The sequence below is a fragment of the Rossellomorea vietnamensis genome (assembly GCF_001305855.1).
GTDB classification, from domain to species: domain Bacteria; phylum Bacillota; class Bacilli; order Bacillales; family Bacillaceae_B; genus Rossellomorea; species Rossellomorea vietnamensis_A.
Map to the genome: position 1 here is coordinate 1 of NZ_LIXZ01000003.1, position 12,213 is coordinate 12,213.

The following is a 12,213-nucleotide window of genomic DNA, read 5'->3' on the forward strand; positions in this document are numbered from 1 at the left end:
ATTGAACAGAGTACGCTTTGTTTATTTCTCTTCGCTTTATACCTTCTATTCCTTGTGTTTTATAAGCTCTTACCCAATCTTGTAGTGGTGTCTTAGAGGGTAGGTTATATTTTTTCGCCAATGATTTATATCCAAGATGGCCATCCAGATACTCGGTGACAAGTTTTAGTTTAAATTCCTCACTATATTTAGCCATAAAAACACCCCCAAAAGTTAGTTTTCTACTCTAACTTTTGGGGGTCGATACCCACCGGGTCTTTTTCTATTTTTCCGTTTACGGCACATCAGTTACGAACAGAATGATACCAAGTATCCAATATCGAAAGGAACATCTGATATGTCGAAAAATAAGATTGGCTATTCCCTCTTAATCGTCATGATTCTTGTACTCATTCTGTCCTACTTTGCCATCAACCCGATCGGGGGTAAAAATCGTGAAGCAGACTCCCAAAGTCTGATTTTCAACATGAGCCTCGAGGAAAAAATCGGCCAGATGCTCATAGCCGGTGTAAATGGCACACAAATGGATGAACCGACGAAGGATTTGATCCAGAAGCATAAAGTTGGAGGATTCATCTTCTTCTCGGACCATTTGAAAGGTCCGGAGCAAACCGTCCGTTTTGTTAACCAAGTGAAAGAAGCAAACGCCGATAACCCTCTTCCCCTCCTATTAAGCGTCGATCAGGAAGGCGGCAACGTGACGCGACTTCCCGGAGGACTCGTGAACTTTCCTACCAATCAACAAATTGGAGACGCGAACGATCCGGACGTTTCTTATGAAGTGGGGACCCTACTTGGCAAGGAGCTGAAAGAGTTCGGATTCAATTTGAACTTCGCTCCCGTCCTGGACGTAAACAGCAATCCGGATAACCCGATCATCGGCGACCGCTCCTTCAGCCCCGACCCTGATATTGTGAGCGAACTAGGGATCCAGACGATGAAAGGGATTCAATCCCAGAACATCCTGTCATCGATCAAACACTTCCCTGGTCACGGAGACACTTCCGTCGATTCGCATCTGGCGCTTCCCGTAGTCAACAAGAGCCTGCAAGAACTCGACTCGCTGGAACTGATTCCATTCAAGCGTGCCATCAATGATGGAGCCGATTTGGTAATGGTCGCCCATATCCTTCTTCCTCAACTGGATGACACCTATCCGTCTTCATTATCAAAGGCAATTGTGACTGACCTTTTACGGGAGAAACTGAACTACAAGGGCGTCGTCATCACGGATGATATGACCATGAAAGCCGTGGCGGACAACTACGGAATGGGAGAAGCTGCGGTGCAATCCGTCAAAGCCGGCAGCGACCTGATCCTCATCGCCCACGATGCTCAAAAGGCAGTGACAGCAATGGAAGCACTGAAATCAGCCGTTAAAAATGGAGAAATCTCAGAGAAGCGAATTGATGAAAGCGTAAAGAGAATCATCCATCTCAAACAAAAGTACCATCTGAAAGATACCCAAACTGGAAACGTCGATCTGACAGAACTCAATCAAGCGATCAAATCAGTCAATTCGAAAATCACACCCTAATAAAGAGCGGATCTCTCTAAGTGAGAAATCCGCTTTTTTTAAGACAGTGCTCTTTCAAATATAATCTCATAATCCGTCGGTTTTCCGTGGCCGTTATACCTGAGCGGAAGCACCTGGACGAGCCGCCATCCGTCAGCGGCATACTCCTCAATGATCTCCCTGTGCTTCGGCTCAGTGAAAAATCCGCCTAAGCTGGTTTGGACGTATGTGTATTCGTACATGGTTGCACCTCCCGTGGGGTCTTACTAATTATACGGATTCATGGTACTTATGGTTTCAAACTTTCTTCTCGGAATACAGCAATTTTTCAACTGCTTCTACAACCACCAGCGGTTCATCCCGTTGAATATAGTGAGCGCTATTCTTAGCAAGCACATATTCTCCCCTGGAAGAAATCAACGCCAGCTCCCTCTGCATGTCATTCCACAATCCTTGAGATACTTCAGAATAATGATCTTTGTTACCAGCGGCAAGCACGATTACCGGCATACTTAAAGTATTACTATATTCCTTTAACTGCCCCAGGCTTTCCATGAATTCTTCGTAATTGCCTTCACGGACAAATTGTTTACGATATGCTTCCTGGAAATCACTCGTCATCGTAGGCAGGAAGCGTCCCCTATAATCAACCGGAGTTGAGTCAACCAGCACCAAGCCCTCGACTTCTTCAGGGTATTCATGAGCATATACACTCACATTCACTCCCCCGAAAGAGTGCCCGACAAATATATAAGGAGGGTTGATGTCCAGGTTGCTTAGCAGTTCCTTCAGCTCTTTTACCATCTCACGGCTTGTCCTCCGATTCGGACTCTTTTCACTCTTCCCAAGCCCGGCACGGTCGTAGACCAGTACTTCCGTTATTTGAGATAGATCCCCGATCACTGAATCCCATGCTTTGGAATAATCACCATAACCGGCATCCATCACCACTGTTGGTTTACCGTTTTTCTTACCCATTAGCTTGGCATATAAGTTGAAGTTATTAACGGGCACCAGCATTTCTCTATTCATATAATGGAACTCCCTATTTTGTTCTTCAAACTCTTTAGATTCTGAAAGTATACTTCTGAGGATGGCCAATTTTTATAAAGAGGAGGAATTTCAGCACTGCCTTGATGTTGAATAGATAATAGGTGCGAGAGATAATGAATCATTGTATCAATGTCCCCTTTTGTACCCAAATCGCCGTGGCCCGGAATGACTGTTTCAATCTCCAGCTCCATGACTTTTTGTAAAATATCCATCCATTTTCTTGGATCGGTTTCATCAAAGAATGTCGGATGGCAGTGAACAAATACCAAGTCCCCAGTGAAGATCACTTTCTCTTCCGGAAGATAAAGCATAGTATCGCAAAAAGAGTGTCCCCCTCCTAACGTAAATAGTCTTGCGCTTCTCTTTGTTCCCTGTAATGTCTTTTCTTCCTTGAAAGTTTCATTGGGCAAAGTCAACTCCAGGTCAGGTAACGACCGTTTCACTTCATATAAAAAATTCACTTGCTCTTGAAGGGTAAATTCCCCTGATTCATCAATTCGCTTTTCAAGAGATTCAATATATTGTGCGAGTCCTTCGATGTCTGCTTTCTGTTTCTCTATTCTCGGAGGATGGATTTCTATCATTTTTTCTAAGGTGACCCCGCTTGAAATAATGGTCGTGTCCTTAAACGTTTGATTGCCCCGGATATGATCTCCGTGATAATGGCTATTAACAACGCACGTGACTCTCTGATTGGTGATTTTTTCTGCGGCATCTCTCAAAGCTTTAGACGCCTGTTGTGTGTTAAACGTATCAAACACCACTACCCCGTCACCTAAATCGACGAATCCTGCATTAGCAACTGCCCCGCCACCCGGTTTTGATAGAACCGCATAGATACCGTCTTTGATTTGATGAAGTGTAAAGTGATTATTATTATATTCAACGTTCATCCTTTTCACCCCTATTTATCTCTTCGATCATTTCAAATAATCATTAGGAGAAACTAAGTCCACCAACCCACTCTCCCCCAAAAACTGAGTCACCAGTTGAACATGCCCCGACCCGATGATCAACAAGGTCCGGTCATCAGGGGAAGATGTGATTTCAGCCAGATTCGAGTATATGATTAAATTCCGTTGGTACCACCATCTCACCCAATCGATTCCAACATAGTTGGTATCCTTGCCGATTCGTGCGACTGCCATATACATTTCGTGATCGAGCTTAATCCTCGACTCTGAATTGCATTGCTTGACCATTTCATAAATGTCAGGAGGATTGACGTTTAGTTGGAGTTTCGTCCGGTATGTATCATTGATGTGCTGATACATTTCCGGCTGCTCTACCTTCGCCCACTCCATGACCTGTCCCAATCCCCTGTTGCCGACACTCTCCATCCAGTCGATAGCATATAATCGCTCATGTCTCAATTCTGATGCGGCCCGGAACCCAAACTGATGAATCTCATCCACTTCCAATGTCAAATCACCGTTCAAATACTTGTGATACTCTTCATTAAGAGGTTCCTCCTTATCCTTCTCAACTTCCAATGCTATTTTAGTAGGCTTGAACTCTTTCAAACTGTTGACGACTTCCCTGATTTCTTTTTGTCTTTCATTCATCAATACATCATCAAGCTCAACCCTCTGCAAATCGGGCGTATAGCGCATATGAAATGTTCCGAGAACCATTACTTTCGGCTTTTCATTCATATTCTTCCATTCAACCCCTTCGTCTCTAAATCTTCTCTTACCCGCTCAATTTCCCCGATCTTCCACTCTATGATTTCGCGGATCCTCTTTTCTGACAGATGCCCCTGAAAATACTTTTCCACTTCCCAGGCAAGCATGTGGGCGCCACCGATTTCCTCAAAGCTCAGAATCTCCAGGTTCATTTTACTCAACCTGCTTTCTAAATCATCCACTCGCATCCCCCTCTCCCAAAGTCCTTATATTGTAATTATTTCAAATTACTGGTATAAATACAAATAAAGACGGCATCTGTTTGTGCCGCCTACTGTCCTTCACTGTTCTGTTTATCTAACTTACTATTAATCTCATGCATTAGATACAACCCTCTCACCAGACAACCCGTGATGATTCCAAAACCGATGGCAAGTCCAAATACGTGTAATGGGACCAATAAGCATCCGATGAGGGAGGCTGTCACAATTAGGAATAATAAGAACAAACCTTTCCCTCCAACTACTTAATCGCTTCCTTCATTTTTTCATAATAAGTATCCCAGTCTTTGTCTCCATTCTCAATGAGCATATGCCTAACCGGCAATTCCTCAAGAATCTTCATCTCCAAATTCCTACGCATCTCAAGATACTCCACAATCCCTTGATACCCTTTCAATCCATTCGCCTTCCCATATCCTTGATTCACATGATAATCCGTAAAGAACTCACGCCACTCCTGACTTCGCTCCTCATAGACATGATGGAAGGATTGTTCAACGTCGTCCTGATAAAAGTAGATTAGCAGAGGGTTCAATGGTGAGATTAACGAGCCGATTTTCTTTAGATAGTTTTCCAGTCTCTTTGGTTCGGCATTATGCATGGCAATGAACTTGGTAAACGGATTTTGTAGGAAACAGCATTCAAATATGTACACGTCATCGCCAAGTGCCGCTTGTTCCACGAATTCCTTCCAATAGTTAGCTGCGACTTCTTCGAACGTATCCAGATCCAATTCGTAGACATCATAAGAAGCCAGGTATTCAAAAAGAGGAGAAGATTCCATATCAGGAGCATTACGATACGAAATAAAATAGTGATTGCCTTTCTTCTCGGCATGCTCTTTAAGACTCTCCTGTTGTTCAGGAAATTGTTCAAGCAGGTTGTTAAACTGTCCCTCATTTAAACAAGCCGTCGATTCATAATCAGCAGGATGACTGGTATCTCCTTCTTGAAAGAGCTTGACCTTGACCCCTTCATTCTCCAAATGCTCTTTAATAAAATTGGCCGTGGTCGACTTGCCTGACCCCGGTATCCCTTCAATGATAATGAGATTGGTATTCAACCCCATCCCCCCATTCTGCATATAAAAAATGCCCTGCATCCACAGGGCATTCCTTCTTATTCACTTAGCTATACGCAACCTCTTTATCCCTCAAACCCAACGCCTTCGCAGTTGACGTATGAATCTCCCTGAAGAGTTCAGGGTTTTTCCCTAATGCCACTCCATAGGATGGGATCATTTCCTTGATCTTCGGCTCCCACTCTTTCATGTGCTGCGGGAAGCACTTGTCCAAGACTTCCAGCATGACGTGAACGGCTGTGGAAGCACCCGGTGATGCTCCAAGGAGTGCAGCGACGGAGCCGTCGGCGGAACTGACCACTTCTGTACCGAACTGAAGGGTTCCTTTGCCTGCTTCGGTGTCCTTGATGACCTGCACACGCTGGCCTGCAACGACGATATCCCAGTCTTCGCTCTTGGCGTTCGGGATGAATTCGCGTAATTCTTCCATGCGTTTCTCATTGGACAGGAGAACCTGCTGGATCAGATACTTGGTCAATCCCATTTCCTTAACTCCTGCAGCAAGCATGGTGAAAAGGTTATTCGGTTTGACCGATGTGATCAAATCCATATTCGATCCCGTCTTCAGGAACTTCGGTGAGAACCCGGCAAATGGTCCGAACAGAAGGGATTTCTTGTTATCGATGTAACGGGTGTCAAGATGCGGAACCGACATCGGGGGAGCTCCGACCTTGGCTTTTCCGTACACTTTCCCGTGATGCTGAGCGATGACTTCTGGGTTATTGCACACCATGAAGAGCCCAGATACAGGGAATCCACCGATCTGCTTCGACTCAGGGATACCTGTTTTTTGCAATAACGGAAGACTTCCGCCACCGCCGCCGATAAAGACGAACTTCGCCGTATGATATTCCATCTTGATGCCGTCGATGTCATGGACCTTCACTTCCCATGAACCGTCGGATTTGCGTTTAATATCTTCCACACTATGGTTGTAGTTGATTGCGACGCCTTTATCACTTAGGTGATCGAACATTTTGCGGGTCAACGCCCCGAAGTTGACGTCCGTCCCTGAATCGATCTTCGTCGCCGCGATCGGTTCATCCGATTCACGGCCATCCATGATCAGCGGAATCCATTCCTTCAATTTTTCCGGATTATCGGAGAATTCCATACCTTCGAAGAGAGGACTCGCTGAGAGCGCTTCCAAACGTTTTTTCAGAAACTCCACATTTTCTTCACCTTGAACCATGCTCATATGCGGGATCGGCATGATGAAGTCCTGTGGTTGACCAATGTGATTGCGGTTGACGAGATAAGACCAAAACTGTCTTGATAGTTGGAACTGTTCATTGACTTTGATTGCTTTCGTAATGTCTATAGATCCATCAGGCTTTTCGGATGTATAGTTGAGCTCGCATAGTGCAGAATGTCCCGTTCCGGCATTGTTCCATTCGTTCGAGCTTTCTTCCCCAGGCTTCGCGAGCTTTTCAAACACTGTGATTTCCCATTCCGGCGCCAACTCTTTCAGGATCACTCCTAAAGTCGCACTCATGACACCAGCACCAATTAAGATAACATCTGTTTTCTTCTGTAAGCTGCTCATTATAACCTTCCTCATCCACTATATTTGCAGGCGCTTTCAACTCAGCACCTTCATGTGTCAAAAAAAACCATACCATCTTCTATTATAATGATTCATAGGGTAAAATATCTAGTATTATCTGATTATTATAAACTGTTTTACGAAAAAACAAAAGTGAAAAGAGTGTCATGAACGCTTGGTGACAAAGGTTTAAAAGTACCCTCACCTTCTCCGAACCCTTATATGTCAAAGAGAAACCCGACAACATCAGTAGAGATTCTGATTAGTTTTTCAGAAAAATATTTTTTCATATTAATCGAACTAAAATTCAGAGTTTTTCGCCTTTTTACCTAAACTAGTCTTTCACTCAAAAAACAGCCCGCTCTTTTTTAGAACGGGCTGCCATCAATCTACTTTCCCTTCTTCGGTCGGAACGGCCACCATACCCCATTACCGAAAGACACAGTCATGGCCGGTATCAATAATGGCAGAACGATCAGTCCATACAGAAGCAGTCCGGTTATGACGATCGTCGCGATCTGCACGAGACTGAGCACGCCAGATGGTACCATGGCCCCGAATGTACCTGCGAGGATGATGGCTGCCGTGATGATGACGGTTCCCATCTTCGCCATCGATGCTTTGATGGCGTCGGTCACCGTCATGCCCTCTGCTGATTGTTCACGGAAACGGTCCATGAGGAAGATTGAGTAGTCGACCCCAAGGGCCACGAGCATGACGAATCCGAAGAACGGCACGGCCCAGCTGATGCCGTCATATCCAAGTCCCTCCACGAAGATCCACTCGGCTACGGCCACAGACGTGAAGTACGTCAGAAGCAGGGATCCGATCATGTAAAGCGGCATGATGAAGGAACGGAACAGGATTGCCAGGACGACGAACAGACTGATGAGCATGATCGTCACCGTCTGGGTGAAGTCACTCGTTGAAATATCGCTAAGGTCACGGTTGATGCTTGAGACCCCTCCGATGGCAACCTCGGTATCTTCAAGAGGCGTATCTTTGATGACCCGTTCTGTCGTTTCATTGATCCGGTCCACGGTGTTGATGGCTTCCGGTGAATACGGATTATCGGACAGGATGACCTCGAGCTTCATTCCTTTTTCTTCTCCGAAGGAATACCTGTCGATCACTTGGGCAAATTCTTTATTTTCCAAAGTACCCGGTGGTAAGTACAACCCGGTATCGCGGATGGTCTCGCTGTTGCTCATCCCTCGAAGCTGATCTCCGGCCTGGTTCAATCCACCTGTGATCTGGTTCAGCCCGTCCAGTGGACTCGGCGCGCCTGTTTGCGGAGCCTGACCCTGACCGGCCATGGCTGCCTGCTGACTGAGACCTTTCACAGCTTGATCAAGACTATCGGCTGCCCCGTTCACCCCTTCAGCGATTTTCCCTAGCTGATAGTCCGCATTGAATTCTTCGATCGCATCGCCGGCAGGACGTGTGATCGAACGTACACTCTTCACCCCGTCTACTTTCGCAAGCTCACGGCTCAGCTTTTCAACATAAGGAACGGTATCCTCGGTCACAAGTTTTTCATCACTTGAAAGCAGGACCTGGACCGGCAGGGAGTCTCCTTGACCGAATCCGTCTTCAATCGCCTGAAGACCTTTGACTGAATCATAGCTGTCCCCGATTTCATCCACCGTGTTGAAAGAAAGTGCATCGTCGTAGGTGAATAATAGTGGAACCGTGATGACGGCCACCACGGCCATGGACAACAAGGGACGATTGACCGAAAGCTTGCCCATCCATGCCCATAGCTTACTATCATTGTGAGAAACGGATTTCTTCGATGGCCAGAATAATTTTTCCTTCAAAGTGGCCATAAAGAATGGCATGACCGTACTTAACACCAATAGCAGCACTGCAATTCCCACCGCTACGGCAACGGCTGATTTAAAGATCGGGAAGTCGGCAAAACCGATGGCAAAGAATCCGATGAACACGGCGAGCCCGCTTATGTAAAGCGTACGTCCCGCGGTCTTATACGTGCGGATGATCGCCTCATTGATGGGCTGGCCTGCTCCCAGTTCTTCCTTGAACCGGCTCAGTAACAGGATACAGTAATCCGTCCCGATCCCGAACAGGATGGCCACAAGGAAAATTTGCGTATAGTTCGATACGGGAAATCCGAACCAATCAATGAAAAATGCCACGATCGATTGACTGAGTAAATACGTGATCCCTACGGCTACAAGCGGGATGAGTGGCGTCACGATGGAACGGAAAACGGCTAATAATAAGGCAAAAATCAACACGACCGTAATGATTTCCGTCCGCTTCAATCCTTCCTGCGCGCTCAGGTTCACATCATTATTGATGATGGCTTCCCCTGTCAGGTACACGGATGACTGGTCTTTCAGGATATCTGACTTGATGGAGTCAGCAAGTTCCACCACTTCCTCCTGGGTTCCGTCTACCGTGATGGGAACGAGGACGGTCTTTTTATCTTTTGAAACAAGCTGGGCTTCCAGCTCTTCGCTTTCAAAAGGATCAAGGACCGAACTGACCGGATCACCAAGTTTTTTTAATTCCTCTACATTCGACGCAATGTCATCCTTCGTCGAATCAGTCTTTTTCTCATCTAAAGAATAGACAAGGGAAATCGTCTCTTCCCCGGCACCGGCATCATTCAGCATTTCCATGGCTTTCTTTGATGCGGCGTCATCCGGAAGCTGGAAAGTACCCGCTTCCTCTGCCTGCTTTGTGAGGTTTGGTGAGATGACAAATAATAATGCCGTTATGATAAGCAGGCCAATTGTTATCGGCCACTTGAATTTGATGATTGATTTCATCCTTTTTCACCCTCCAATTTCAAAATCGATCTGATCTTCCTGAACATCGTCAGGAATTGATCCAGTTCCTCGTCCTTCACATGATCGGCAAATAAGTCTTCGATATAAGCATAGACCGCTTGATCGGACTCGGTTACGACCCTCTGCCCATCCTCCGTCAGGCATACAAGCTTGCTTCGTTGATCTCCTTCCGCCTTCACGATTTCGATGAGCCCTTTCTCTTCAAGCCTCTTCAAACGGTTCGAAATCGCACTCTTATGAACCCCCTGGAGCTCGGCGATCACACCTCCTGCAAGCGGACCGTTCTTATTGACAAGCTTCAGCACCTGAATCTGTTCAGGAGAATATTCCTGCCACACATCAGCCTTTACATTCTTCAGCACCCGATCTGTTCCGAATACCATCACATCCTCGAACAGCTCGACTGCTTCAATTAACCGCTTATCCAACTAGTTGACCCCCTAAACTAATTATTCTACTTTATAGTTTAGGGGGTCAACTAGTTAGAGTCAAGAAATAAGGTGCCTGAAAAATTACCGTTGTTAAATTTCAGAATTTATTGACAAATATATCTACTAGAATCATATAATGGTATTACCACAATTTAAAATGGTATTACCAATCAGGAGGTACCACAATGAAAGAACGTTCTTCCGATCTCATCGCCCGTGACATTACCCGTTCCATACTTAGCGCGGAACTGAAGATTCAGGAACCCCTTCAATCAGAAAGGGATTTGGCGGCTCATTACAAAGTGGGACGGCCCACCATTCGCGAGGCACTGCTGCGCCTGGAACAGGACGGCTGGATCACGAGCCGGAAGGGAATGCCCTCTGTCGTGAATGATTACTGGAAGCAGGGAAACTTGATGACGATCGTCACGATCCTTCAGCACGAAGATGAAATTCCGGATGAATTCATCGTTTATATGCTTGAGCTTCGCGTTTCCATCACCCCCGCATACTTCAGGGACGCTTTGGAGAATAACAAACTGAAGGTTATTTCCCTCTTCGCTCCGTATGAGGATATAGATAACACAACTGTAACCTATGCGGAATTCGACTGGTATATCCAGCATGGGGTGGCCATGCTTTCGCCGAATCCGATTTATCTCTTGATCCTGAACAGCTTTAAGGATGTGTATATCAGGATGGCGGAGAAATATTTCAGCGATTCCACACACCGTGCCGCTTCTCGGGATTATTACGAAACGCTTCTTAAATGGATATTGGATGGGGACCTTCAACTAGCCGAACAAACCGTCCATGACATGATGGAAGCGAGCATACGTCTATGGAAACAAAAGATGAATGGAGGCAATGCATGATGAAAAAGAATCGATTGTATCGGGATTTCTTTTTACACTTTGATATTTTAGTCATGGTGGGCATTTTTCTGGTGGTACTCGGATTTTTGTTCACGATGGAGCTTTCCCTATTCAGCTTGTTATTTTTTGCCGTCGGGATCGTCACCTATATGTTCAGTGAATACCTCACCCACCGCTTCCTCTTTCACATCAAGTCACCGAAGAACCCTTTTTTACTGAATTTAATCAAACGCCTGCACTATGATCATCATAAGAAGCCGAATGACTTGAAGCTCCTCTTTCTACCGGTCTGGTATAGTGCACCCAACCTCTTTGTCCTGTGTCTGTTATTTTATTTCCTGACCGGTTCGATGTCATTCACCCTTGCTTTCACCACCGGGATTCTCTTCATGTTCTTTGTATACGAATGGAAACACTACGTCGCACACCGTCCAATGAAGCCTAAGACACGATTCGGCCGCTGGCTTAAAAAGACCCATATCCTCCATCACTATAAGAATGAGAACTATTGGTACGGGGTCTCCACCCCATTTGTCGATGTGTTGTTCGGGACCTATAAAGAAGGAAGCGACGTGGAGATGAGTGAGACGGCGAAGGATTTGGAAAAGAGGGCATGAAAAAAGTCCAATCGGGATGATCCGATTGGACTTTTTATGTATCCTTTACAAACTCTGAAGTTTTTCGCCATTTAAGTAAACTGATAATCTATTACAACCTTAAATAAGATAAAACTTACACTGAAAAGAACTTAGGTAGTTATAAACTTCGTCCTCGTCTCGAGCTGCCTGTAACAAACTTGATAAACTGACTACTTGCATCTTCAGGATCCTTTCAGCATTTTGCATTCTATCCGTCTTGCTAAGCTTTAGATCGTTAAATACACCTGTATTCTTAATCACCGTACGTGGAGAGGAAATAATTTTTCTGGAATCATCCTCATCCAATTTATATTGATGAGAAACTGTTTCAGTAGTCATTTTACCATC

General features: G+C 45.4%; 15 protein-coding genes. 3 read left to right on the forward strand and 12 right to left on the reverse strand.

Features of this window, described 5'->3' with window-relative positions; genetic code table 11:
* Positions 1–196: helix-turn-helix domain-containing protein (locus AM506_RS04760; RefSeq protein ID WP_152968527.1), on the reverse strand; the 196-nt coding region annotated here is incomplete at its 3' end.
* Positions 197–337: 141 nt separating this feature from the next.
* Here AM506_RS04760 and nagZ point away from each other — a divergent pair.
* Complete coding sequence (gene nagZ / locus AM506_RS04765) at positions 338–1,537, forward strand: beta-N-acetylhexosaminidase (RefSeq protein WP_060671354.1); 1,200 nt, start codon at positions 338–340, stop codon at positions 1,535–1,537.
* Positions 1,538–1,575: 38 nt separating this feature from the next.
* Here the strand turns inward: nagZ and AM506_RS04770 are convergent, their stop codons facing one another.
* From AM506_RS04770 to AM506_RS04810, 10 genes are all read right to left on the reverse strand, one after another.
* Complete coding sequence (locus AM506_RS04770) at positions 1,576–1,758, reverse strand: DUF4177 domain-containing protein (protein WP_060671355.1); 183 nt, start codon at positions 1,756–1,758, stop codon at positions 1,576–1,578.
* Positions 1,759–1,813: 55 nt separating this feature from the next.
* Entirely contained in the window at positions 1,814–2,548 is a 735-nt protein-coding gene (locus AM506_RS04775; RefSeq protein WP_060671356.1) for an alpha/beta fold hydrolase, read from the reverse strand.
* Positions 2,545–3,462, reverse strand: a complete 918-nt coding sequence (locus tag AM506_RS04780; protein WP_060671357.1) for an MBL fold metallo-hydrolase — start codon at positions 3,460–3,462, stop codon at positions 2,545–2,547. Before AM506_RS04780 ends, AM506_RS04775 begins: the two co-directional genes overlap by 4 nt.
* 27 nt (positions 3,463–3,489) lie before the next feature.
* A complete protein-coding gene (locus AM506_RS04785; RefSeq protein ID WP_060671358.1) occupies positions 3,490–4,224 on the reverse strand; it encodes a DUF5694 domain-containing protein in 735 nt (244 codons plus the stop codon).
* Positions 4,221–4,436, reverse strand: coding sequence for a hypothetical protein (locus AM506_RS04790; RefSeq protein WP_060671359.1), 216 nt, complete (start codon positions 4,434–4,436; stop codon positions 4,221–4,223). The genes AM506_RS04785 and AM506_RS04790 overlap by 4 nt, the downstream gene beginning before the upstream one ends.
* Before the next feature lie 89 nt (positions 4,437–4,525).
* Entirely contained in the window at positions 4,526–4,702 is a 177-nt protein-coding gene (locus AM506_RS22650; protein WP_160316845.1) for a hypothetical protein, read from the reverse strand.
* Between the two features lie 14 nt (positions 4,703–4,716).
* A complete protein-coding gene (locus tag AM506_RS04795) occupies positions 4,717–5,538 on the reverse strand; it encodes a hypothetical protein (RefSeq protein WP_160316846.1) in 822 nt (273 codons plus the stop codon).
* Between the two features lie 64 nt (positions 5,539–5,602).
* Positions 5,603–7,102 carry a malate:quinone oxidoreductase gene (locus AM506_RS04800; protein WP_060671361.1) on the reverse strand — a complete coding sequence of 500 codons (1,500 nt, stop codon included), beginning with the start codon at positions 7,100–7,102 and terminating at the stop codon, positions 5,603–5,605.
* Between the two features lie 389 nt (positions 7,103–7,491).
* Positions 7,492–9,900, reverse strand: coding sequence for an MMPL family transporter (locus tag AM506_RS04805; protein WP_060671362.1), 2,409 nt, complete (start codon positions 9,898–9,900; stop codon positions 7,492–7,494).
* Positions 9,897–10,349 carry a MarR family winged helix-turn-helix transcriptional regulator gene (locus AM506_RS04810; protein ID WP_060671363.1) on the reverse strand — a complete coding sequence of 151 codons (453 nt, stop codon included), beginning with the start codon at positions 10,347–10,349 and terminating at the stop codon, positions 9,897–9,899. The genes AM506_RS04805 and AM506_RS04810 overlap by 4 nt, the downstream gene beginning before the upstream one ends.
* Positions 10,350–10,537: 188 nt before the next feature.
* Here AM506_RS04810 and AM506_RS04815 point away from each other — a divergent pair, with 188 nt between their 5' ends.
* Both AM506_RS04815 and AM506_RS04820 read left to right on the forward strand, forming a co-directional pair.
* Positions 10,538–11,227 (forward strand): GntR family transcriptional regulator, encoded by a 690-nt coding sequence (locus AM506_RS04815; protein ID WP_060671364.1) that lies wholly within the window; start codon positions 10,538–10,540, stop codon positions 11,225–11,227.
* Complete coding sequence (locus AM506_RS04820; RefSeq protein ID WP_060671613.1) at positions 11,227–11,844, forward strand: sterol desaturase family protein; 618 nt, start codon at positions 11,227–11,229, stop codon at positions 11,842–11,844. Before AM506_RS04815 ends, AM506_RS04820 begins: the two co-directional genes overlap by 1 nt.
* A gap of 99 nt (positions 11,845–11,943) precedes the next feature.
* Here AM506_RS04820 and AM506_RS04825 read toward each other — a convergent pair whose 3' ends face one another.
* A complete protein-coding gene (locus AM506_RS04825; protein ID WP_060671365.1) occupies positions 11,944–12,204 on the reverse strand; it encodes a hypothetical protein in 261 nt (86 codons plus the stop codon).
* Positions 12,205–12,213: the final 9 nt, after the last annotated feature.

Bases quoted from the DNA above. Each gene is read 5' to 3' on its own strand.
- AM506_RS04780 (WP_060671357.1), bottom strand. From the start codon at position 3,462: ATGAACGTTGAATATAATAATAATCACTTTACACTTCATCAAATCAAA.
- AM506_RS04770 (WP_060671355.1), bottom strand. From the start codon at position 1,758: ATGTACGAATACACATACGTCCAAACCAGCTTAGGCGGATTTTTCACT.
- AM506_RS04800 (WP_060671361.1), bottom strand. From the start codon at position 7,102: ATGAGCAGCTTACAGAAGAAAACAGATGTTATCTTAATTGGTGCTGGT.
- AM506_RS04820 (WP_060671613.1), top strand. From the start codon at position 11,227: ATGAAAAAGAATCGATTGTATCGGGATTTCTTTTTACACTTTGATATT.
- AM506_RS04775 (WP_060671356.1), bottom strand. From the start codon at position 2,548: ATGAATAGAGAAATGCTGGTGCCCGTTAATAACTTCAACTTATATGCC.
- AM506_RS04815 (WP_060671364.1), top strand. From the start codon at position 10,538: ATGAAAGAACGTTCTTCCGATCTCATCGCCCGTGACATTACCCGTTCC.
- AM506_RS04805 (WP_060671362.1), bottom strand. From the start codon at position 9,900: ATGAAATCAATCATCAAATTCAAGTGGCCGATAACAATTGGCCTGCTT.
- AM506_RS04825 (WP_060671365.1), bottom strand. From the start codon at position 12,204: ATGACTACTGAAACAGTTTCTCATCAATATAAATTGGATGAGGATGAT.
- AM506_RS04785 (WP_060671358.1), bottom strand. From the start codon at position 4,224: ATGAATGAAAAGCCGAAAGTAATGGTTCTCGGAACATTTCATATGCGC.
- nagZ (WP_060671354.1), top strand. From the start codon at position 338: ATGTCGAAAAATAAGATTGGCTATTCCCTCTTAATCGTCATGATTCTT.